The sequence below is a fragment of the Leisingera sp. CC-HEC093 genome, assembly GCF_059429195.1.
In genome coordinates this window covers 1,491,733-1,512,208 of the sequence record NZ_JCAIJR010000001.1, presented here as the reverse complement: position 1 = coordinate 1,512,208, position 20,476 = coordinate 1,491,733, and the positions used below count along the sequence as shown (strand labels likewise).

Here is a 20,476-nt window from a genome sequence, read left to right as displayed (position 1 = left end):
CCAGGCAAGGCGTAAGCGGTCTCAGCAGCCCAGCCATCTCCAGAAGCAAGTTTTTCACAGACAAACCCGCATGTTGCAGATACCTTGGGCCGGAAAAATAAAATCGAACCAGATGCAACTGCGAACCACAGCTTCCAGGCGCTCCGCCGGTCTGCAGCCCCGCCCCAAGGGGGAGCTGCTATGGGTGCACGCGACAACGCAGGAACGCTATCTGGCGCTCTGTGATATCGGCCGCCGGCTCAAGACCCTGCGCCCGGATCTGCTGGTCCTTGCCAGCTGGGAGCCGGAACTGCGCCTGACGGGAACCGTCGGCTGCGACATTCCAGTTGGTCCGCTGGCGGAGGACACGATTGCCGAGGCGCGGGATTTCCTGGACCACTGGCAGCCGGATGCCTGCATCTGGACCGGCATTCCTTCACGACGGGTTATGCTGCGGCAAATGCGCGAGCGCGGCATCGGCGTTCTGCTGGCGGATCTGCTGGACAATGAAATGCCGCACCGCACCAGCCGCTGGCTGCCGGATCAGCGGCGGCGTCTGCTTGAGGGGCTGACCTGCGTCATGACCCCTTCCAAAGCGGTGAAAGACCGGCTGATCCGGGCAGGCGTCCTGGCGGAGCGGGTGGAACTGGCCGGCAAGCTGCGGGTGTCGGCAATTCCGCCCGGCTGCAACGATGACGAGCTGGCCGCCATGCAGGAGACCTTGGGCAGCCGCCCGGTCTGGCTGGCAGCACATGTCAAGCTGTCTGAGCTTGCCCGGGTGCTGGAAACCCACCGGACTGCCTTACGGCTGCTGCACCGGCTGCTGCTGGTGGTTGCGCTGGATGACATCGCCGACCTGGCCGCCGCCCGCCGCCTGCTGCAGGACAACGGGCTGTCCTTTGCCGACTGGGAGGACGGCGGCGAACCCGAAGATTTCAACCAGGTGCTGCTGACCGGCGGCGAGGATCTGGGCCTCTGGTACCGCCTGTCTCCAGTTGCCATGATCGCCAGCAGCCTCGATCCGGCGGCACAGGGCCAGTCGCCCTTGGATGCCGCGGCCTTAGGCTCTGCCCTGCTGCACGGACCCGGCATCCACGCACACCGTGACCTCTATGACCGGCTGGCCAAGTCCGGCGCCGCGCTGCAGGTTCAGACCCCGGCCGAAATGGCTGATGCCGTCGTCGCGGTTTCCGCACCGGACAAGGCCGCTGAAATGGCGCTGGCCGGCTGGCAGAGCGTGACCGAAAGCGCAGCCACAACAGACATGCTGATGAACAAGGTCCAGACCCTTCTGGACCGGCACGAGGATACCAATGCGGGCACCTGATTTCTGGCACAAGCCGCCGAAGGAATTTGATCTGCGGTCAACCTTGCTGGCACCGCTGGGCTGGGCCTATGCGCGTGCTACGGCATCCCGGCTGACCAAGAGCAGCCCAGAGGTTGCCGGGGTTCCGGTGATCTGCGTCGGCAACCTGAACGCCGGCGGCACTGGCAAAACGCCCACGGTGATCTGGCTGCTGGAGACCCTGCGCAGCCAGGGGCACGAGCCGCATGTGGTCACCCGCGGCTACGGCGGCACGTTAGACGGGCCTGTGCAGGTCATCCCCGGCCGCCACAAGGCCGCGCAAACCGGGGACGAGCCGCTGCTTCTGGCCGCCTTTGGAGAAGTCTGGGTTGCCAAGGACCGCGGCGCGGGCGCCCGCGCCGCGGCGGACGCCGGGGCGACGGTCATCGTGCTGGACGACGGCTTTCAGAACCCTGCCGTGGCCAAGGATTTGTCGCTGGTTGTGGTGGATGCGCAGCACGGGTTCGGCAATGGCCGCTGCCTGCCCGCAGGGCCTCTGCGCGAACCTGTTGCCGCCGGGCTGGCACGGGCGGATGCTGTCCTGTCGCTGGGACTGGAACCGGCCCAAGCAGCGTTTACAGCCGCCTGGGGAAGCCATTTGCAGGGGCTGCCGCATTTCACTGGCGCGCTGGAGCCTCTGCAGACCGGTATGCCCTGGAACGGCACCCGCGTGCTGGCCTTTGCCGGCATCGGCCACCCGCAGAAATTCTTCACAACTTTGCGCAGCCTTGGGGCCGAAATTGCCCGGTCCGAAGCCTTGGACGATCATCAGCCGCTGACACCGGCGCTGACGAACCGGTTGGAAAACGAGGCCAAACTGCTGAACGCGCAGCTAGTCACGACCGAGAAAGACGCCGTCCGCCTGCCGGACAGCTTCCGCTCCAAGGTGATCACCCTGCCGGTGCGGTTACAGATTGAGGGCGCAGACGGACTGAAAGCCTTGCTGCAAGACGCAGCACCAGCGCCTTGAAGGCCGCCTGGCTTCTTCTCGCAATAACCGCACCTCCAATAAAAAAGCCCGGGAAACAGCCCGGGCTTGTTCCATTTATTGGCTGATGTACTCAGCCTTCCAGCTCTGCGTCGATCAGCTTTTTAAAATCTTCGTAAGACTGGTTGGAAATTTTCTCACCATTCAGGATGAAGGACGGTGTCGACTCGATCTCGTGCTCCGTCGCGTTCTCCTGATACCAAGTCACCAGAGTTTGTGCTTTTTCGCCATCCTCCAGGCAGGCTTCCAGCTGCTCGTTTTCGATACCTGCCAAACGGCCGATCTTGCGCAGCTCGTCAATGATCTCAGGCGCGCCTCCGGCCCGCGCCCATTCGGACTGGCCCTTGTAGATCAGGTCGGAAATTCCAAAGAACTTATCCGGCCCATTGCAGCGTGCAATCATCGACGCCCACAGCCCGTAGCGGTCGAAATAGACCTCCCGGTAGGTGAACTTTACCTTGCCGGTGTCGATGTAGTCCGCCTTCAGCTGTTTGAAGGTGTTGTTGTGAAAGCTCGCGCAATGCGGGCAGGTGTAGGAGGCATATTCGATCAGCGTGACGGGCGCGTCTTCAGCGCCAAGGGTCATCTCGGTGATGGTTGAGGTGTCGACCTCGGTCTCCTGGGCAACAGCAGCACCGACCAGAGGATTCTGGGGCAGATTGCTCTGACTGTTGAACCCGGACAGGGCATAACCGCCCGCAACCACCGCAACCGCGGCAAAGACACCAGTCATCAAACGGGTCATTTGAACCCCTTTCCTTGCGTTTTCTGTTTTGTCAGCACGTTTTGCCCCAGGCGTTCCAGGGCAGCGCGCAAATCGTCGTTTTCCACCCCGGCGGCTGTCTTGCTGGCCTCAGCCGCATCCTGCGGGTCCGGCTGCAGCGGCGCTTGCACCTTGGGGGCGTATTTGAATTCCACGCGGCCGTCGGAAAATCCCGTCGGTGCCGTTTGCGTGATCCGCACCTTGGAGATGGCATTAAAGCCATAGACCGCATTCACCCGCTCGCGCAGGCGTTCCTTTTGCATTTCCAGCATCGGCGCATTGGCCCCGGTCGTCAGCACCGTCAGCGTGGCGCCAAAAGAGCCCCGCCCATAGCCGACGTTGACGGGGCGGGCCATTGCAGCAATATCCGGGCCGGCGATCTCCTCCCAATGGGTGAGCAGCCGGGACACCGCGAAGCCGCGGCTTTCGCCCGCTTTGCGGATCTGCTCGCTGAGGAGCTTGGAGGTCCGGGAAAACCCGCGTGTGGTGCTGCGCCTGAATGCCATGATCTAGGTTTTGCTCGACTGCCCGCCCTATTGTAAAGAGCGGTTATGCAGGCGCCAGCCAAACCGCCGCCCAAGGAATAACGAATGCGTGACTTAAACAGCGTTTCCGCCGCAATGAGCGAAGACCTGCTTGCGTGGTATGACGTTCATGCCCGCAAGATGCCCTGGCGTGTCAACCCGGCGGACCGCGCCGCAGGCATCCGGCCGGACCCCTACAAGGTCTGGCTCAGCGAGGTGATGCTGCAGCAGACAACCGTGGCCGCCGTCCGCGAGTACTTTCTGCGCTTCACCTCCCGCTGGCCATCGGTTCTGGATCTGGCTGCCGCGGAAGATGCCGACGTTATGAGCGAATGGGCCGGCCTCGGTTATTACGCCCGCGCCCGCAACCTGCTGAAATGCGCCCGCGCGGTGGCGCAGGATCACGGCGGCAGCTTCCCGGATAATTATCAGGGCTTGCTTCAACTCCCCGGAATCGGCCCCTATACCGCCGCGGCCATCGCCTCCATCGCATTTGACCGTTCCGAAGCCGTGCTCGATGGCAATGTGGAGCGTGTGATGGCGCGGCTGCACGACATCCACGACCCGCTCCCCGGTGTTAAGCCTGTGCTGAAAGACCGCGCGGCGGAGCTGACCCCGGCGCAGCGGCCCGGTGATTACGCCCAAGCGGTAATGGATCTTGGCGCCACCATCTGCACGCCCCGCAACCCGGCCTGCGGCATTTGCCCCTGGCGCGGCCCATGTGCAGCCCAGGCTGCGGGAACCGCCGCCGAGCTGCCCAAAAAGACTCCCAAGAAACCAAAGCCCACCCGGCACGGCATTGTCTACCTAGCGGAGTCTATAGAGGGGACCTGGCTGCTGGAACGGCGCCCTGACAAGGGGCTGCTGGGCGGCATGCTGGGCTGGCCCGGCTCAGACTGGAATGATACCCCTGCCGCGAACCCGCCCTTTGAAGCAGATTGGCGAGAACTGGCTGGAGACGTGCGGCACACCTTCACCCATTTTCACCTTATCCTACGTGTCATGACAGCAGAACTCCCCGCGGGGTTCAATCAAAGCCCGGATCAAGAGCTGATCGCACGCCGCGAATTCACCCCTTCCAGCCTGCCTACGGTGATGCGCAAAGCCTACGATCTGTATAAGGGCCGCTAGGTCACCCGGCAGGGCTCTTGGGTTTTTAAAGCATTGGGCCTAGGGTCAGCGCAGACGCGCGCTGACTGATTTGGGAGACCCAGGCATGATTGCCCCCGAAACCCTCGCCCGCTGGCAAAGCGCCCTGCCATTCTGGATGTCTTTTCTGCTGCTCCCGCTGGTCTGGATCGCGGCGTCGCAGGGCGGCTGGACGCTGCTGCTGCCACCGCTGGTGACTTGGCACCTGTTTGCGGTTCTGGACGGGATGTTCGGCCTCAATCTGGAAAACGCCGACCCCGAAACGCCCGACAACGATCTGACCTGGTACAAGGCGCTGACGGCGGCCTGGGTTCCGCTGCAGTTCCTCACCCTGTTCGGACTGATCTGGTACGTCAGCGGCGCGGAACACCTGAATGGCTTCGAAAAATTCGCCGCCTTTTTTGGTGTCGGCGTCGTGACCGGCGCCGTCGGCATCAACTACAGCCACGAGCTGATGCACCAATCCAGCCGTGTCGAGCGCTGGCTCGGGGACATCCTGCTGGCAATGGTGCTTTATTCGCATTTCCGGTCCGAGCATCTCTTGGTGCATCACCGCTATGTCGGCACCCCGCGCGATCCGGTCACGGCGCGTTACAACGAGGGCTTCCACCGCTTCTATCCGCGGGTGCTGCGGCAATGCTGGCACTCTGCCTTCCGTGCCGAGAAGGAAAAACTGGCCAAGAAAAACCGCCCCTGGGCCGACCGCTCCAACCCGTTCTTCCGCTACTGGGCGCTGCAGGCCGCAATGCTGCTGCTGGCCGTGATTCTCGGCGGGCTGACCGGCGCTGTGTTGTTTCTTGTGCAGGCCGGCACCGCAATATGGCAGCTGGAAGTGGTCAATTATGTCGAACACTACGGGCTGACCCGCAAACACCTGGGCGAAGGTAAATACGAACCGGTCCAGCCGCGCCATTCCTGGAATGCGGCGCACAAGGCGTCGAACTGGTTGCTGATCAACCTGCAGCGCCATTCGGATCACCACTACAAGCCGAACCGCCGCTTCCCTCTGTTGCAGAACTATACAGAGGCCGACGCCCCGCAGCTCCCCTACGGCTATCCGGTGATGACCATTGCTGCGATGATCCCGCCCCTGTGGCGGCGGGTTATGAACCCGCGGGTGCGGCGCTGGCGGCAAAGGTACTATCCGGAAATCACTAACTGGCATCCCTACAACAAGGCGCAAAACCCGATGCCGCGCTAGACGTTAACTCCAAGCCCGGACCATCATCGGCTGATCCAGCCCGCGCACTTCCTGATCCGGGTGGCGGGCTGCCCCTTCCAGCAAATCCAGGCCTGCCAGTTCAGCCTTCACCTGCTCTGCCATTGCTTCGCTGATCACCACTCCGGCACGAAGCTTGCGCGTCAGATTCTCCAGCCGCGCAGCGACGTTCACCGTCGTGCCGATAACTGCATATTCCAGCCGGTTTGCGCCGATATCGCCCAGCAGCGCCTCGCCGTAATGGATGCCAATCCCGGCGCGGATCTCAGGCTTGCCCTGTTTTGCACGCTCCCGGTTCCATTTCATCAGTGAGGCCCGCATTTCGTGGGCACAGGCCAGCGCATTGGTGGCGTCCTGCTTCCCGGCGGCCGGCGTGCCAAAGGTCGCCATCAGCCCGTCGCCCAGATACTTGTCCAGCGTGCCGTGGTGGCGGAACACTTCCCGCTCCATCCGGCCATGGAATTCACGCAAAAGATCAATCACTGCATGTGGATTCATACCTGCCGACAGCCGGGTAAAGCCAATAATGTCAATGAACAGAACCGCCACGTTTTCGCTGCGCACCTGCTTCAGCGGCTCATCGTTCTGGGAAAGCTGTTCCACCACGTTGGGTGAGAAGTAGCGCGACAGGTTCGCCCGCTCCCTTTCAAGACTGGCATTGCTGCGCAGCAACCCGTTGAACCGGCGCACCGAAAACCCAAGCGTGACTGCAACCAGGACAAAGACAAGCGCTTCCTGCACCCGCAACTTGACCACAAAGCTGTTCGGATCAAAGAACTCAGCTAGTTCCGGCGCGAACCCAATGGCGGCGTCGACGGCCTCCGACAGGCCGGGAACCGGACTGGTGAACCACCAGACAAGCGCCAGCGCACTGAGCCACATCGCGGCCGTCCAGGTGCCAATTGCGATCACCGTGCGCCAGGAATAGGCCATAGTGCCCGCTGCAAGGATGACAAAGAAATACTGGAAGTTGTCGAACCGGTAAAGCATGGCCGCCGGTATGTCCCGGTCGTCAAAGGGGTTGGGCACGACCAGACCAATAGTCATAATCACGAGGTCAGCAAAAATCAGCAACAGCTCCAGCCGTGACCTGCCCACTTTCCCGGCCCGGCTGATGAACCAGCCGTTGAGGCACAGGATCGCCAGGATGCCGTGGTAATACAGCACGCTCCAGACAGGATTCAGAAATACGATGAAAACCGCAATGACCGGCAGCGCAATCCAGCGTGCCCGCACCGCCAGCTGAAGCCCGCGCCGCTTGTGTGCATCCAAGGCGGCCTCAGCGAACCTGCCTTCGGCAGTGGAAAGCTGCGGGCTGTCTGTGTCCGCCGCTCTGACAGCTCCGCTTCCGGGTGCAAACGCGGTCTCGGTCATCGGCTCTTCCTCTCCCTGCTGGCTGCAGCGGCTTTCCCCTTCAAATAGGTGTCCTGCTGTAAACAGGGAATAGCGCATCAGCCCGTGCAAATACAAAAAACCCCGCCTGATGCAGGCGGGGCAAGGTGTGCGTCTGCGCAATATGCACAGGCGCCTGCAATAGACTGTTGTGTTCCGACGTGCCTCAGGGCCTCAGTTCTGCATTTCCGCCCGGATCTGCTGGCGCAGAACATCAATCGGCACTGTCTTTCCCTCACGCTTAAAGCACCAGTAAGTCCAGCCGTTGCACGAAGGGGCGTTTTCCAAATGCGCCCCCACCTGATGGATCGAGCCCTTGATATTATCGCCGATCAGGGTGCCGTCCGCCCGCACCTTGGCCTTGTGGCGGCGGTTCATGGAGTACAGCTCCTCGCCCGGGCGCAGCATTCCGCGCTCGACCAGCTGGCCGAACGGCACACGCGGTGCCGCGCGCTTGCTAGCGGAGACTTCCAGCGCCTCGCGGTCGAACTTGCGCACCGCCTTGATCCGCTTTTCCGCCACCTTGCGATAGGATTCCTCGCGCTCGATGCCGATGAACTCGCGCCCCAGCATCTTGGCCACCGCGCCGGTGGTGCCGGTGCCAAAGAACGGATCCAGCACAACGTCGCCCGGGTTGGTCGCGCCAACCAGGATCCGGTGCAGCAGCGATTCCGGCTTCTGGGTCGGATGCGCCTTGTCGCCGTTTTCGTCCTTCAGACGCTCATGGCCGGTGCAGATCGGCAATACCCAGTCGCTGCGCATCTGGATACCTTCGTTAAGCGCCTTCAGCGCCTCGTAGTTGAAGGTGTACTTCGCGCCCTCGGACTTCGACGCCCAGATCATCGTCTCATGCGCGTTGGTGAACCGCTTGCCGCGGAAATTCGGCATCGGGTTCGACTTGCGCCAGATGACGTCGTTCAGAACCCAGTAGCCTTCGTCCTGCAACACGGCGCCGACGCGGAAGATGTTGTGATAGGAGCCGATCACCCAGATCGACCCGTTCGGCTTCAGCACCCGGCGCGCCGCCTTCAGCCACTCTCGGGTGAACTGGTCATAGGCCTGGAAGCTGGAAAATTGGTCCCAGTGATCGTCCACAGCATCGACTTTTGAGTTGTCCGGGCGGTGCAGCTGGCCTTTCAGCTGCAGGTTATACGGCGGATCCGCAAAGATCAGATCGACCGAGTTGGCCGGCAGACTGTTCATCGCTTCGACGCAGTCCCCGCCAATAATCGTGTTTAAAGGGAGCGCTGCCGCGCCCTTTGTCATAGTTTTATTCATTGCTCTGCCTCATAACCGCGGCGCATTTTTGCGCTCATTAGGTTGTCCACAGGATGAGTCATCGCGGATTCGAGGTCAATTTGTTTATTACAACAACACCTTACGGTTCACCCTTGATACAAGATATTGTGTACCGGTTTAAAGGAGCGCCGATGATGTGGGGTCACCCCCAACTGAACTAGTGCGTCCCGATGCTGTTTCGAGGGGTAGCCTGCGTTTTTCTCCCAGCCATAACCGGGGAACTGTTGCGCCAAATCCACCATGGTCCGGTCACGCGCAATTTTCGCCAAGATTGAAGCCGCTGCGATGGACACCGACTTGGCATCGCCTTTGACCACCGCCTCCGCCGGCAAGGCCAGCCCCTTCGGGATCAGATTTCCATCAATCAGCAGATAATCCGGTGCCGGATCCAGCGCCGCAACAGCACGCTCCATCGCCAGATGGGACGCGCGCAAAATGTTCAGAAGATCAATCTCTTCCACCGTTGCATGGGCAATGGCCGCTTGGGAGGAAGACAGGATTTTTCCCTCCAGTGCCTCCCGTTTCTTCAGGCTGAGCTTTTTGGAATCATTGAGGCCCTCTGGGATTTTATTGATGTCCAAAATCACCGCGGCAGCCGTAACAGGACCGGCCAGCGGCCCGCGCCCGACCTCGTCCACACCGGCAATTCTGAGGAACCCGTTTTCTCGGGCGGCGGCTTCAAGACTGTAATCAGGCTGTGTCATGCCTCTGACAAAACCGTTTCCGGCAAGTGATGCAAGCCTGCAAAAAAGGGGGGCCGGAGCCCCCCAGTTTGCTGCTGCCCGAAACCGTTGCCCGGATTACCGGTTTACCATCCGGTAGCCATGTTTCTTCAGACATCCGGGTTTGTACCCGGTCCGATTATGTTTGCCATTCCAGAACGTCACTTTGCAGACCCGCGGGAGCTTATGCGTATAGCCATAGTTGCGGTTCAGGCAGCGTTTTGCAGCCAGCGGGTATTTCGTGCTGTAGCGCGGGAAGTAGCGGACGCAATGCCTGGGCAAGTCGTAACGACGCACTGACTGAGGAAGCGGTTTGACGTAACCGTCGTGACGATCACGGCCATAGTGCTTATGGCCGCCATGAGAATGGCCATGCGCCGGAGGTGTGTACTTGCGGCTCACATGCCGGTCGTCGTCATCCCTGGAGTGCTTGATCGCAGCGCCGATGATTCCCAGCAGCGCCAGGCCTCCCAGCACTTTGGCGATGTCCTCGTCTGCGCGTGCAGGCGCTGCGGAAAAGCCGGTAACAGCAATGGCGGCGGCAACAATCCAGGCAATGAATTTCCGGTGCGGCTGAGGGCGGTGAATGCGGGTCATATCAGGACCTTTCTATTGAATAAGCAAAACGCAAAGACAGCGCTTGATGCACACAACCTGTCCCCGCTCCATTCAGACAGGCAATATCGGCATTATGTTATTGAATATCAGCTGCCCCAACCTCCTGCGGTTATTGAATTTCACGCTGCCCGGCCGCAGGATGGCCGCATGAAACAGCACCTTCTGATCCCCGCCTTTACGGCTGCCCTTCTGGCGCTTTCCGCGCCGGCTCATGCGGCTGACTGCTATGCCGACTATAAAGCCAAACAGGACAATCCGCTGCGCCTGCATTATGGCGTGATCCAGCTTTCCGGCGCCTGCAAGAAAAAGGCGGCCCGCCGCGAAATCGAAGCCCGTATCGCCCCTGCGGGCTGGAAACTTTTGAACGTCCTTTCCGTTTTCGGCCCCAAGGGCCTGCAGCAGAGGAAGGCCGATGCCGGATCTTACTATCTCCGTTTCTGAGGCCCGGGCCGCAGGCAGCCGGGTGATCGCGCTTGGCATTGCCGCCATCGTTGCGATGCTGGCCGTGGCCGGCACCGTGCTGCTGCTGACACTGCCCGATGCCAATGCCTTCAACGCCCGCGTTGAGCGGCTGTTTATCGAAAACGACCTCACCACCCAGGCCGAAATCAAGCTGCTGGAAATCCTGGCCCAGTCCGGCACCGCCTTTGCCGATACGCTGACAAGCTACAGGATGGTGATCTTTGTGCTGCTGGTCTTCGCCACCGCGATGCTGGTGGCGGCGCTTGCGGTGCTCGGCATGCTGGTGATGCTGAACCGCCGCATGGCACAGATTGAACGCTCCGGCATCCAGGTGAACGAACTGCTGATCAGCCGCGATGAAAACACCGTCTACCTCAACAACATGGGGTTCAGGCTGACACCCGCAGCGATGGAAACTCTCTCGGTCCTGGCCGAGGCCCGGCTGGACGGCGACGTGCTGTCCGGAGCCGAGATCGAGGCGGTGATTTCCGGCCGCACCTCCACCGATTGCGAGGAAGCCGCCGGCGCCACCCGGATCAAACGCCTGCGGGACACCCTGGGCAATCAGATGGTCAGCGAACTGCTGGTAAAGAACATTGCCAAACGCGGCTATGTGCTGGCGATCAGCAAGGACGTGATCCGCATGGTGTGACCCTTCCGCTCCGTTCTGCTCAATATCCTGTGTCCGGCTCTGGAATTTTGCGGCACAGCCCCCAGATAGTTCAGAACCGGCCCGCGCCGGCCGGTCCTGTTTCCGCCGCCTGAACGGCACATAGGACAAGGATCACTGGGATGGACACGCAGGTGCAGACCCGCAACCGGGGCTACGGCATTGTTGTCGAACCGCTGCAAGGACTGGTCACTGCCCGGCGCGGCGGCACCCTTCTGGCACAAAGCACACGTGCCAAGGTGATGTACGAAACACGGCTCCTTCCAGCGGTCTATTTCCCAGCAGAAGACATTTCCGTGCCCCTGTCAGCCTATACCCCCCTGCAGACTTTCTGCCCCTTCAAGGGCACCGCCAGCTACCGCAATGTCCTGCTGCCCGGCGGCACTGTGCAAAACGGCGTCTGGACCTACGAGGACGCCATGCCGGAGGCCGCTGCCATTTCCGGCCATATCGGTTTTATGCCCGGCGCAGAGGTCGAATTCGATTTCGGCAGCAACACCGTGGATATGCCGGATTACGGCAATATCTCCGGCCCAGTGATCGACTGGCTGCTGCGCGATGCCTCGATGGTGCCAACCCCGGAAGAGCTGACCGCCGCCCTGGCAGAGAAGTTTGTGGAGCAAGGCATTTATCTGTCCCGCCTCTCGGTCATGGCCTGGTCGCTGCATCCGCTGATCGCAGGCAAGAACTATATCTGGCAGAAGAAAACCGGCGAGGTCACCACCTACGCTCCATCCTACGAAATCCACGACCATCCCGCTTACCAGGCCAGCCCGCTGCGCCATGTCTCCAACGGGCTGGGCGGGGTGCGGCACCGGCTGGACAGTTGCTGCACCGACGATGCCTTTCCGATCCTCGAAGATCTGCGCAAGGAAGGCGCCACCGACTATGTCGCGATGCCGCTGCGGTTCTCGGACGGGCGGATCAATGTGCTGACGCTCACCAGCGATCATCCGAGCGGCTTCTCCACCGCCAATCTTGGCCTGATCTTCGAATGCTCCGGGGTTATCGCGCGCTACTATGAAATCTTCATGCAACGCGAGAACGCCCAGTCTCTTCTGGAAACCTATGTCGGCAAGCGCACAGGAGCCCGGGTGCTCGGCGGGGAGATCCGCCGCGGCGACGGCGATGAGATCGACGCCGCCATCATGTTCTGCGACCTGCGCGGCTCCACCCGGCTGGAGGAGCAGCTGGGCCGCCAGGACTATATTGCGCTGCTGAACCAGTTTTTCGAGACGGCCTCGACCATCGTGCATGACCATGGCGGCGAGGTGCTGAAGTTCATCGGCGATGCTGTGCTGGCCGTTTTCCCGGCTGGCAGCGACCCGGACAAGGCGCGCGCCCAGGCCCTTGACAGCGCCCGCGATATCGTTGCCCGGCTGGAGGAGATCGCCCAAGAGGAAGACGGCCACCGCTGCGAGGCCGCCATCGGCATCGCCTATGGCCGCGTGACCTATGGCAACATCGGCTCGCGCGAACGGCTGGATTTCACTGTGATCGGCCAGGCCGCCAATATCGCCGCCAGGCTGGGCGACTACGGCAAGACCGCGAACCACGCGATTGTCGTCAGCCGCGACATCCTGAGCGACACCTCGCAAGGCGTTTCACTGGGCGCCGTCAGCCTGCACAATGTCTCCCGGCCGGTGGTCTGTTTTGCAGTCCAGACCTCTCAACAGCCTCAGGCGGCGGCTGAATAGCGGCTCCCCTGTTCAACCCCGGGCCAGGGGCGGCGCAGCCGCCGCGCGTCCCGCGCGGTTTACCCTTGAGGCGGGAGTGAACTCTCCACACCTCAGACACAGCCTTCTGGGCAGATCTCTTCCGCACTGCGCGCAGGGCAGTGCCGCGTCCAAGGCTGCTTTGCCGGCATCTGCGATGCAGGCAACAGACGCGGGAGCCGCCTCGGCCACTTGATCAGCCCGCTGCCAAAAACCGCTGCGCCGCATCGCCCATCGAAACCAGCAGCGGCGCTTCGGCCTGGCGTGCTTTGAAGGCGTCCTTTCCGGTCATTCCCTGCCAGCCCGCCTGCACCAGCAATTGCGCCACCGCGCCGCCCAGCGTGGTGCCCGGACCGGTCACGATGAACAGATCCGGCGCAAACTCATAGGCCGCATTCTGCACCGCGCGGGTGAAATCATAGGGCTCCACCACCTGATGCCCCAAGGTGTAGTCCCACAAAGCCTGTGTGTCCGTGGCACCCGGCCACCAGATCTGCCCGCGCCCGTCGATCAACGGCACCTCCGGCTGGGTGAACATATCCGCGCTAAGCCGCTTGCGCCCCTCCGCCGCCACCGGCGCCTGCAGGCGGGTGTGAAACGCCGCATGGTTGGCCAGCCGCATCGGGAAACGCTCCTCAATCACCGGCACAACACCCTCAAACGCCGCCAGCCCGGCCTCGTTCCCGGCCAGCACCAGCACGCCGCCCAGATCAATGGACAGCGCCAGGTCGTGGCCTTCGCGTGCATCGATCTCTGCAGCCAGCGCCAGCAGCTCCGCTTTGCGCGCGGGATTGTTTTGCCAATCCGGCCCGGCAAAGGGATAGACCAGCTGGCCGCCGATCAGCTGCTCCTGCATCAGCGTGCCCATAGTGTTCACCACCTCGAACCCGTGCGCCGCGCTCAGCGCCCCACCCGCTGCCAGCGCGATGTACCAGCCCATCGAGTTGCCGGTGACAGCAACCACCTCGATATCCCCTGCCAGCGACCGGGCATCCGCCAGTGCGGACGCATAGATCAGCGGCGAGGCAATGTCCCCGCGTGAATACTTCGACACGGAAAACCGCGTGGCACCGTCCAGCGCAGTGACCTCTTCCTGCCCGGCGCCCCGGCGCTGCGCGTCAAAATCCGCAAACAAAGCCGCCTTGTCCGCGTGATGGCGGTGCAAATAGCCCAGCTCCGACTTGTTATAGGTGCCCCGGCCCGGGCAGATCAAAACAGCAGTGCGGGTCATGTCTTGCCTCCTGCCAGCTTCATCGCGGCCTCAACTATGCTGCACTTCGACGGCAGCGTCGCGCCATAGGCCGGCCCGGTTGCGATGAAGCAATCGCTGGCGGCTATCCGGGCTGCGGGAAGATCACTCTGCTCAGCAAACAACGCCATCAATGCCTCCGACTGGCTGCCGGTAATGCGGCATTCATCGACAATCAGCACATTCTTGCATCCCTCGACAGCTTTCAGCAGCGCCTCAACGGGCAGGGGCGCCAGCCAGCGGAGATCGACAATGCGCGCATTCACACCGTTCTCCGCCAGCTCTGCCTGCGCCTGGGCCGAGAGGTAGCGTCCATTGCCATAGGTCACGATGGCGAGATCGGTGCCATCCCCATGCACGCCAACCTCGCCCAAGGCAATGCGCTGGTTCGGCGAGGGATAGATCCGCATCCAGCCGCCGTCCTTCACCTCATGCAGGTCCCGCATCGGATACAGCGCGATGGGTTCGACAAAGACCACCACCCGCTGCTCCTCGCGCGCCAGCCGCACCGCCTCGCGCATCATCATCGCAGCCTCCGCCCCGTCCGAAGGGCAGGCAATCACCAGCCCCGGAATATCGCGCAGCACCGCCAGCGAGTTATCATTGTGGAAATGCCCGCCAAACCCTTTCTGGTAGCCAAGCCCGGCAATCCGCAGCAGCATCGGGTTGGAAAACTGCCCGCTGGAGAAGAACGGCAGCGTCGCCGCCTCCCCGCGCAGCTGGTCCTCGGCATTGTGCAGATAGGCAAGGAACTGAATCTCCGGGATGGGCAGGAAGCCGTTGTGCCCCATGCCGATCGCCAGCCCCAGGATCGACTGCTCATCCAGCAGCGTGTCGATCACCCGGTCCGGCCCGAACCGCTGCTGCAGCTTTTGGCTGACGCCGTAGACCCCGCCCTTGCGGCCCACATCCTCGCCCATCATGACGATCTCGCCGTGTTCCAGCATCAGATCGGTCAGCGCCCAATTGATCAGGCGCGACATTGGCTGCAGCTCCTCCATCGCCCGCATGTCGCTGCCGAAAGCGCCGAGGCGTGCCTCAGCACTGGGACCGTTGGTGGGCGCGCACTCCCGCTTGGGCGGGATCAGGCTGGCCGCGACATCTTCTGCGGTTTTCAAATGCGGCCGCGTCACCGCTTCCGCCCGGATCCGCTCCACCCGCGCGCAGGTGTCCGTGTAGATTTTCAGCGCCTCGGCCGGCTTCAATGCCCCGGCCTCATCCAGCAGCCGCACCGAATGCAGCAGCGGATCGTTGGCCTCATCCGCCTCCACCTCTGCCTTGGCCATATAGGTGGTCGGCACATCCGCCCCGGCGTGGCCGTACAGGCGCACAGTGCGCAGATGCAGGAACGCGGGCTTCTTGTGCGTCCGCACATACTCCGCCGCCTCCTGCGCCACCGCAAAGGCGTTGTAGATATCCAGCCCGTCCGCCTTGAAATACCTGATGCCGGGCCGCCCCGCCATCGAAGCCTCAATCCACCCTTTCGGCGTCTTCGTCGAAATGCCGATGCCGTTGTCCTCGCAGACAAACAGCAAGGGCAAAGGCACCGACTGAACCGAAGTCCAGCCTGCCGTATTGATCGCACCCTGGGCCGTCGAGTGGTTGGCGGATGCATCGCCGAAGGAACACATGACGATGGCATCCTCCGGCAACAACTGATGCTCCGGCTTGTTGCGCTTGGCTGCACCGATGGAATAGGCGGTACCCACCGCCTTGGGCAAATGACTGGCAATGGTCGAAGTCTGCGGCGGGATCATCAGCGCCTTGGAGCCCAGCACCTTGTGCCGCCCGCCCGAGGTGGGGTCTTCGCTGGAGCAGGCAAAGGACAGCAGCATGTCCCAGGCAATCCGCTGCCCCGGCACCTGATCGGCGCGGGCGATCTGGAATGCGGCATCGCGGTAATGAAGGAACGCCATGTCGGCCGGGCGCAGGGCGCGGGCCACCGCCGCCATCCCCTCATGCCCTGAGGAGCCTATGGTGTAGAACCCCTGCCCCGCTTTCTGCATGTCCCGGCTGGTCAGATCCAGCGCCCGGCTCAGCACCTGCGCGCGGAATGTTGAAACGGCCTCAGCCGCAGCCAGCGGCCCGCTTGGTGCAGCCCCTGCGGGAAGTTGCCCGGCCTTGACCCGGTCCAGGAAATTCTGATGCACGATCTGGGCGCGGTCCATGCGGCCTCCTTGCGCTGAATGACCGTGCCTTTATCCGCGAAAGCGTTACCCAAAGCTAATGAGTTTGCGTTCTGGCATCATTCCAAAACGGAATGCCAACGCTGCAAATCAGTCCAGCTTGTCACAGGAGAGTTCACAGGGCCGCGTTTGCGGCGGCAACCCGTAAACTGGTGAACCCGCGGCCTGCAGCTCTGCCCGCCATTTCCGTTTGACGCTGCCTGCGACTCCGCTTATACGCCGGTTTCACGACACCTGCCCAGGTGGCGGAATTGGTAGACGCGCTAGCTTCAGGTGCTAGTGTCCGTATGGACGTGGAGGTTCGAGTCCTCTCCTGGGCACCATTCCCTTTCAGCAACATACTGTTTCCGTTTGCGAGCCCAAAGCGCAAGCATCTGTTTTCTTTTGCTTCCTGCGCTAATTGCAATCGGTTCACGCAACGTTTTTGCCGCATTTCCGACAGAATAAAAACGACCGCACTTTTCTCAACTCATTAAAAATGATTAAAGCGCACAGATTGCAGGCGGGGACAAGCCGCCACCAATAGTTGATTTAACGGTATTACGGTTTTCACCACGCGAAGAAGGCCAACAGGAATATATTTCATGTGTTTAGATTGCATTGAACGTGCCGCATCCGAAGATCAGGACAATGTTAGCTCCGCCAGGATTGTCGAAATCTCGGACGCAGGCCATGGGACCTGGACCTCATACAGCATGTCCCCCGGCGACACGTTCCAAGGCACACTGTCCAGAGTCGGCGACCGGGATTGGGTTGCAATCACACTGACAGAAGGTGAAACCTACGAAATTGAACTGAGCGGCTCAATCAGCGGCGGCGGCACGTTGAGCGACCCCTACCTGCGGCTGTACAATGGCCAGGGCAGCCTGATCCGCAGCGATGATGACAGCGGGCCAGGTTTTGATTCCGCTATTTCCTTTACTGCGACCGCCACCGGCACTTACTACATTAGCGCGGGCTCATATGCCGACCGTCATTCTGGCAGCTACACAATCTCAACTGATCTGGATGCACCGGCTCCGCATGGGTCTCTGAATGACTTGGCAGGCTATCTGACAGACGGTTACTGGGAGGACAGCACCCGAAGCCGTAGAAGCTTTGACACGTCAGAAAGCCATGTGATTACCGTAAATTTGACCGGGCTGACAGCGGAGGGCCAGCAACTCGCACGCTGGGCCTTGGAGGCCTGGGAGATGGTCGCCGGCATCGAGTTCTCCGAGACCACCAGCGACAGCGCGGATATCACATTCATAGACAGCGAGGCAGGTGCGTACTCGACTTCTGAGGTGACGAACGGCGTGATAACCTCATCGATTGTGAACGTCTCGCGTCCCTGGTTGACCGAATTTGGCACCAGCATCGACAGCTACTCCCTCCAGACCTACATTCACGAGGTTGGCCATGCGCTTGGGCTGGGACACCAGGGCGACTACAACGGCACCGCGACTTACGGGTCCAGCGAGGAATTCGCCAACGACAGCTGGCAGCTGTCAATCATGTCCTATTTCAGTCAGACAGATAACACGAGCGTGGACGCCAGCCATGCCTATCTGCTGACACCGATGATGGCAGACATCATTGCGATACAAGAGCTTTACGGCGCGCCCGGCAGCAGCAGCGCAACAGCAGGCGACACAGTATGGGGTCCGGATTCCAGCCTGCCTGGTGCTCTTGGCGATCTGTTCGGAAACCAAGCCAACTACGAAGGCGAACCTGTAGCCTTCACAATCAACGATCACAGCGGCACAGACACATTGGACCTCAGCGGTTTCGACACGGCAAGCCGTGCCGATTTGCGCCAGGAGCATTTTTCGGACGCTGGCGGCTTGGCTGGCAACATCGGGATTGCGCGCGGCACAGTTGTCGAAAACCTGATCACCGGCGCCGGAAATGACACAGTGACCGGCAACAGCGCCGCCAATGACATCCGCACGCAAGACGGTGACGATTCCGTCCGGGCGATGGGCGGCAGCGACCGTCTGTTTGGCGGAAATGGCAATGACCGGCTGTTTGGAAACACCGGCAACGACCATCTGGGCGGCGGCGGCAACGGCAGGCTGTTCGGCGGCACCCAGATCGACCGGCTGAACGGCGGCAACGCGAATGACCGGCTGTTCGGCGGCGCCGGACGTGACCGGCTGGACGGCGGCAGCGGCCGCGACTTGCTGAATGGCGGAGCAGGGGATGACATCCTGACCGGCGGCACAGGCCGCGATGTCTTTGTGTTTGCCGGCAGCCATGGCCATGACCGGATCCTGGATTTCACCGCCGGCCAAAGCATCGACCGCATCAACCTCTCCCGGCTGTCCGGGTTCGACGGTCTGGACGATGTTCTGGCAGACGCCGTGCAAACCGCTGACGGTGTCCGGATTACAACCGGCGCAAACAGCTCGGTCCTGCTTGAAGATGCGTTGCTGACTAGCCTTTCAGCGGACGACTTCATCTTCTGACCAGTGCCAAAAGCACCGCCCTGCAAAGGACTTGCCCGCAGGGCGGTGTTATTCAGCATTTCTTAGCAGCACTTCCCTTTTTATGGCGCAGTTGAGTTTGCGGAGCAAAGTGCCTATTTCGTCTGCAGCACAGCCCGGCGCGGTGAACATCAAAAGGGAATTTCAGTGGCCAATTACCTGTACAAGAACGACCTGCCCGACGGGCTGGACCTAGGTCCCGTTGTTGCCATCGACTGCGAGACCATGGGGCTGAACCCGCACCGCGACCGGCTCTGCGTGATCCAGATGTCCGGCGGCGACGGCAATGCCCATATCGTGCAGGTGGAAAAGGGACAGGCCGCAGCCCCCAACCTGTGCCGCATGCTGGAAGACGCCAATGTGCTGAAACTCTTTCATTTCGGCCGCTTCGACATTGCCGCGATGCACCACGCTTTCGGCGCCCTGGCAGCACCGGTCTATTGCACCAAGATCGCCAGCCGCCTGGTGCGCACCTATACCGACCGCCACGGCCTCAAGAATCTCACCCAGGAACTTTTGGGCATCGACATCTCCAAGCAGCAGCAGATGAGCGACTGGGGCGCCGAAGAACTGACCGAAGCGCAGCTCGACTATGCCGCTTCGGACGTGTTGCACCTGCATAAGCTGCGCGATGCCCTGGACAAACGCCTGGCCCGTGAGGGCCGCACCGAAATGGCCCAGGCCTGTTTCGACTTCCTTCCAACCCGCGCCAAGCTGGACCTGGCCGGCTGGCCCGAAACCGACATTTTTGCCCACTCATGACCGATACCGAGCAATTCCTTGTCACCGCGCGGCAGGTGATCACCGATGAGGCCAAAGCGCTGGACACCCTGGCCGACAGCCTGGATGAACGTTTTGCCGAAGCTGTTCAGCTGATCCTGCAGGCCAAGGGCCGCATCATCATCAGCGGCATAGGCAAGTCCGGCCATATCGGCCATAAGATCGCGGCGACGCTGGCTTCCACCGGCACGCCGGCCTATTTCGTGCACCCGGCTGAGGCCAGCCACGGCGACCTGGGCATGTTGTCCGAAGGCGACGTGGTGCTGGCGATTTCGAACTCAGGCGAGGCCCCGGAACTGGCCAACCTGCTGACCTTCACCCGCCGTTTCGCAATCCCGCTGATCGGCCTGTCCAGCAAAATGAACAGCACCCTGATGAAACAGGCTGACGTGCATCTGCAAATCCCCTCACTGGGCGAGGCCTGCGGCTTTGGCATGGTGCCCTCGATCTCCACCACGCTGACCCTGGCGATGGGCGACGCACTGGCGATTGCACTGATGAAGCACCGCGATTTCCGGCCGGAAAACTTCCGCGACTTCCACCCGGGCGGCAAGCTCGGCGCGCAGCTCAGCAAGGTGCGCGACCTGATGCACGCGGACGATGCCCTGCCGCTGGTCTCTGAAACCACCCCGATGGCCGATGCACTGATCGAAATCAGCCAGAAAGGGTTTGGCGTCGCAGGCGTTGCTGCCGCCGACGGCTCGCTGGCCGGCATCATCACCGATGGCGACCTGCGCCGCCACATGGACGGCCTGCTGGACAAGACCGCGGCAGAAGTGATGACCATTGCCCCCGCCACCATCGCCCCCGGCGCCATGGCGCAAGAGGCGGTTGCGGTGATGAACAAACGCAAGATCACCTGCCTGTTCGTCGTCGACCCGGATAACGGCCGGAAGGCCGAGGGCCTGCTGCACATCCATGACTGCCTGCGCGCGGGCCTGGGCTGAC

At 61.8% G+C, this 20,476-nt stretch carries 18 protein-coding genes and 1 tRNA gene; 11 read left to right on the top strand and 8 right to left on the bottom strand.

Annotation, left to right across the window (positions count from 1 at the left end):
- Positions 1-112 precede the first annotated feature (112 nt).
- Both AC5STB_RS07300 and lpxK read left to right on the top strand, forming a co-directional pair.
- On the top strand, positions 113-1,306 hold the full coding sequence (locus tag AC5STB_RS07300) for a 3-deoxy-D-manno-octulosonic acid transferase (protein WP_495442297.1): 1,194 nt from the start codon (positions 113-115) through the stop codon (positions 1,304-1,306).
- Positions 1,293-2,294 carry a tetraacyldisaccharide 4'-kinase gene (gene lpxK, locus AC5STB_RS07295; protein WP_495442296.1) on the top strand — a complete coding sequence of 334 codons (1,002 nt, stop codon included), beginning with the start codon at positions 1,293-1,295 and terminating at the stop codon, positions 2,292-2,294. The genes AC5STB_RS07300 and lpxK overlap by 14 nt, the downstream gene beginning before the upstream one ends.
- A 91-nt stretch (positions 2,295-2,385) precedes the next feature.
- Here lpxK and AC5STB_RS07290 read toward each other — a convergent pair whose 3' ends face one another.
- Together AC5STB_RS07290 and AC5STB_RS07285 are read right to left on the bottom strand one after the other, a co-directional pair.
- On the bottom strand, positions 2,386-3,057 hold the full coding sequence (locus AC5STB_RS07290) for a DsbA family protein (protein ID WP_495442295.1): 672 nt from the start codon (positions 3,055-3,057) through the stop codon (positions 2,386-2,388).
- Positions 3,054-3,581 carry a DUF721 domain-containing protein gene (locus AC5STB_RS07285; protein WP_495442294.1) on the bottom strand — a complete coding sequence of 176 codons (528 nt, stop codon included), beginning with the start codon at positions 3,579-3,581 and terminating at the stop codon, positions 3,054-3,056. The genes AC5STB_RS07290 and AC5STB_RS07285 overlap by 4 nt, the downstream gene beginning before the upstream one ends.
- Positions 3,582-3,665: 84 nt before the next feature.
- Between AC5STB_RS07285 and mutY the strand changes: the two genes are divergently transcribed.
- Positions 3,666-4,730 carry an A/G-specific adenine glycosylase gene (mutY, locus tag AC5STB_RS07280; protein ID WP_495442293.1) on the top strand — a complete coding sequence of 355 codons (1,065 nt, stop codon included), beginning with the start codon at positions 3,666-3,668 and terminating at the stop codon, positions 4,728-4,730.
- An 85-nt stretch (positions 4,731-4,815) separates the two neighbouring features.
- Entirely contained in the window at positions 4,816-5,949 is a 1,134-nt protein-coding gene (locus tag AC5STB_RS07275; RefSeq protein WP_495442292.1) for an alkane 1-monooxygenase, read from the top strand.
- Positions 5,950-5,952: 3 nt separating this feature from the next.
- Here AC5STB_RS07275 and AC5STB_RS07270 read toward each other — a convergent pair whose 3' ends face one another.
- The 4 genes from AC5STB_RS07270 to AC5STB_RS07255 all read right to left on the bottom strand — a co-directional run bounded on the left by AC5STB_RS07270 (position 5,953) and on the right by AC5STB_RS07255 (position 9,977).
- Positions 5,953-7,341 (bottom strand): adenylate/guanylate cyclase domain-containing protein, encoded by a 1,389-nt coding sequence (locus AC5STB_RS07270; RefSeq protein WP_495442291.1) that lies wholly within the window; start codon positions 7,339-7,341, stop codon positions 5,953-5,955.
- A gap of 192 nt (positions 7,342-7,533) precedes the next feature.
- Positions 7,534-8,637 carry a site-specific DNA-methyltransferase gene (locus AC5STB_RS07265; protein WP_495442290.1) on the bottom strand — a complete coding sequence of 368 codons (1,104 nt, stop codon included), beginning with the start codon at positions 8,635-8,637 and terminating at the stop codon, positions 7,534-7,536.
- 107 nt (positions 8,638-8,744) lie between these two features.
- Positions 8,745-9,362, bottom strand: a complete 618-nt coding sequence (rnhB, locus tag AC5STB_RS07260; protein WP_495442289.1) for a ribonuclease HII — start codon at positions 9,360-9,362, stop codon at positions 8,745-8,747.
- A 96-nt stretch (positions 9,363-9,458) separates the two neighbouring features.
- Positions 9,459-9,977 carry a hypothetical protein gene (locus tag AC5STB_RS07255; RefSeq protein ID WP_495442288.1) on the bottom strand — a complete coding sequence of 173 codons (519 nt, stop codon included), beginning with the start codon at positions 9,975-9,977 and terminating at the stop codon, positions 9,459-9,461.
- A gap of 168 nt (positions 9,978-10,145) precedes the next feature.
- Between AC5STB_RS07255 and AC5STB_RS07250 the strand changes: the two genes are divergently transcribed.
- The 3 genes from AC5STB_RS07250 to AC5STB_RS07240 all read left to right on the top strand — a co-directional run bounded on the left by AC5STB_RS07250 (position 10,146) and on the right by AC5STB_RS07240 (position 12,827).
- Positions 10,146-10,439, top strand: a complete 294-nt coding sequence (locus tag AC5STB_RS07250; protein ID WP_495444571.1) for a hypothetical protein — start codon at positions 10,146-10,148, stop codon at positions 10,437-10,439.
- Positions 10,411-11,112: a winged helix-turn-helix domain-containing protein gene (locus AC5STB_RS07245; protein WP_495442287.1), complete on the top strand. Its 702-nt coding sequence runs from the start codon at positions 10,411-10,413 to the stop codon at positions 11,110-11,112. The genes AC5STB_RS07250 and AC5STB_RS07245 overlap by 29 nt, the downstream gene beginning before the upstream one ends.
- 140 nt (positions 11,113-11,252) lie before the next feature.
- Positions 11,253-12,827, top strand: a complete 1,575-nt coding sequence (locus AC5STB_RS07240) for a DUF427 domain-containing protein (RefSeq protein ID WP_495442286.1) — start codon at positions 11,253-11,255, stop codon at positions 12,825-12,827.
- A gap of 214 nt (positions 12,828-13,041) precedes the next feature.
- Here the strand turns inward: AC5STB_RS07240 and AC5STB_RS07235 are convergent, their stop codons facing one another.
- Positions 13,042-14,076: an ACP S-malonyltransferase gene (locus AC5STB_RS07235; protein ID WP_495442285.1), complete on the bottom strand. Its 1,035-nt coding sequence runs from the start codon at positions 14,074-14,076 to the stop codon at positions 13,042-13,044.
- The gene (locus AC5STB_RS07230; RefSeq protein ID WP_495442284.1) at positions 14,073-16,262 is read right to left on the bottom strand and encodes a dehydrogenase E1 component subunit alpha/beta; all 2,190 of its coding nucleotides are present in this window, start codon (positions 16,260-16,262) and stop codon (positions 14,073-14,075) included. The genes AC5STB_RS07235 and AC5STB_RS07230 overlap by 4 nt, the downstream gene beginning before the upstream one ends.
- Before the next feature lie 254 nt (positions 16,263-16,516).
- On the opposite strand from AC5STB_RS07230, the gene AC5STB_RS07225 reads away from it, so the two are divergent.
- From AC5STB_RS07225 to AC5STB_RS07210, 4 genes are all read left to right on the top strand, one after another.
- Positions 16,517-16,603, top strand: a tRNA-Leu gene (locus tag AC5STB_RS07225).
- 261 nt (positions 16,604-16,864) lie between these two features.
- Complete coding sequence (locus AC5STB_RS07220) at positions 16,865-18,730, top strand: M10 family metallopeptidase C-terminal domain-containing protein (protein ID WP_495442283.1); 1,866 nt, start codon at positions 16,865-16,867, stop codon at positions 18,728-18,730.
- Between the two features lie 165 nt (positions 18,731-18,895).
- Positions 18,896-19,510 carry a ribonuclease D gene (locus AC5STB_RS07215; RefSeq protein ID WP_222476619.1) on the top strand — a complete coding sequence of 205 codons (615 nt, stop codon included), beginning with the start codon at positions 18,896-18,898 and terminating at the stop codon, positions 19,508-19,510.
- Complete coding sequence (locus AC5STB_RS07210; protein ID WP_495442282.1) at positions 19,507-20,475, top strand: KpsF/GutQ family sugar-phosphate isomerase; 969 nt, start codon at positions 19,507-19,509, stop codon at positions 20,473-20,475. The genes AC5STB_RS07215 and AC5STB_RS07210 overlap by 4 nt, the downstream gene beginning before the upstream one ends.
- Position 20,476: the final 1 nt, after the last annotated feature.

Coding starts and splice junctions, on each gene's coding strand:
- AC5STB_RS07300 (WP_495442297.1), top strand. CDS start 113: ATGCAACTGCGAACCACAGCTTCCAGGCGCTCCGCCGGTCTGCAGCCC.
- AC5STB_RS07220 (WP_495442283.1), top strand. CDS start 16,865: ATGTGTTTAGATTGCATTGAACGTGCCGCATCCGAAGATCAGGACAAT.
- rnhB (WP_495442289.1), bottom strand. CDS start 9,362: ATGACACAGCCTGATTACAGTCTTGAAGCCGCCGCCCGAGAAAACGGG.
- AC5STB_RS07235 (WP_495442285.1), bottom strand. CDS start 14,076: ATGACCCGCACTGCTGTTTTGATCTGCCCGGGCCGGGGCACCTATAAC.
- AC5STB_RS07255 (WP_495442288.1), bottom strand. CDS start 9,977: ATGACCCGCATTCACCGCCCTCAGCCGCACCGGAAATTCATTGCCTGG.
- AC5STB_RS07210 (WP_495442282.1), top strand. CDS start 19,507: ATGACCGATACCGAGCAATTCCTTGTCACCGCGCGGCAGGTGATCACC.
- AC5STB_RS07230 (WP_495442284.1), bottom strand. CDS start 16,262: ATGGACCGCGCCCAGATCGTGCATCAGAATTTCCTGGACCGGGTCAAG.
- AC5STB_RS07285 (WP_495442294.1), bottom strand. CDS start 3,581: ATGGCATTCAGGCGCAGCACCACACGCGGGTTTTCCCGGACCTCCAAG.
- lpxK (WP_495442296.1), top strand. CDS start 1,293: ATGCGGGCACCTGATTTCTGGCACAAGCCGCCGAAGGAATTTGATCTG.
- AC5STB_RS07265 (WP_495442290.1), bottom strand. CDS start 8,637: ATGAATAAAACTATGACAAAGGGCGCGGCAGCGCTCCCTTTAAACACG.
- AC5STB_RS07240 (WP_495442286.1), top strand. CDS start 11,253: ATGGACACGCAGGTGCAGACCCGCAACCGGGGCTACGGCATTGTTGTC.
- mutY (WP_495442293.1), top strand. CDS start 3,666: ATGCGTGACTTAAACAGCGTTTCCGCCGCAATGAGCGAAGACCTGCTT.
- AC5STB_RS07290 (WP_495442295.1), bottom strand. CDS start 3,057: ATGACCCGTTTGATGACTGGTGTCTTTGCCGCGGTTGCGGTGGTTGCG.
- AC5STB_RS07275 (WP_495442292.1), top strand. CDS start 4,816: ATGATTGCCCCCGAAACCCTCGCCCGCTGGCAAAGCGCCCTGCCATTC.
- AC5STB_RS07250 (WP_495444571.1), top strand. CDS start 10,146: ATGAAACAGCACCTTCTGATCCCCGCCTTTACGGCTGCCCTTCTGGCG.
- AC5STB_RS07270 (WP_495442291.1), bottom strand. CDS start 7,341: ATGACCGAGACCGCGTTTGCACCCGGAAGCGGAGCTGTCAGAGCGGCG.
- AC5STB_RS07245 (WP_495442287.1), top strand. CDS start 10,411: ATGCCGGATCTTACTATCTCCGTTTCTGAGGCCCGGGCCGCAGGCAGC.